This window comes from Klebsiella sp. ME-303, assembly GCF_007910085.1.
Classification (GTDB): domain Bacteria; phylum Pseudomonadota; class Gammaproteobacteria; order Enterobacterales; family Enterobacteriaceae; genus Klebsiella; species Klebsiella michiganensis.
The window spans coordinates 1-505 of record NZ_VOJB01000100.1 but is presented as its reverse complement, the minus strand read 5'-3'; the positions used below and the strand labels follow the sequence as shown (position 1 = coordinate 505).

Genomic DNA, 505 nt, shown 5'->3' with positions numbered 1-505 from the left:
GGTTGAAATCCGCGAATGCCGTCCGCTGTCCAAGACTAAGTCCTGGACGCTGGTTCGCGTTGTAGAGAAAGCGGTTCTGTAATAGAGTACGCATTCTCGATACGGATAAACGGCTCAGCGATGAGCCGTTTATTTTTTCTACCCATATCTGATTTGCGGTGTTATAATGCCGCGCCCTCGATATGGGGCTTTTTTAACGACCCTATTTTTGGGTCTCAGTAGTAGTTGACATTAGCGGAGCACTAAAATGATCCAAGAACAGACTATGCTGAACGTCGCCGACAACTCCGGTGCACGTCGCGTAATGTGTATCAAGGTTCTGGGTGGCTCGCACCGTCGCTACGCAGGCGTAGGCGACATCATCAAGATCACCATCAAAGAAGCAATTCCGCGTGGTAAGGTCAAAAAAGGTGATGTGCTGAAGGCGGTAGTGGTGCGCACCAAGAAGGGTGTTCGTCGCCCGGACGGTTCTGTCATTCGCTTCGATGGTAATGCATGCGTTATT

The 505-nt window shown here is 50.3% G+C and carries 2 protein-coding genes; both read left to right on the top strand.

Annotated features, from left to right (window positions below):
* On the top strand, window positions 1–82 hold an 82-nt coding region (rpsQ, locus tag FQK12_RS28035; RefSeq protein WP_261393152.1), incomplete at its 5' end, for a 30S ribosomal protein S17.
* A 165-nt stretch (window positions 83–247) separates the two neighbouring features.
* The coding region (gene rplN / locus FQK12_RS28030; protein ID WP_146295785.1) for a 50S ribosomal protein L14 at window positions 248–505 on the top strand (258 nt) is incomplete at its 3' end.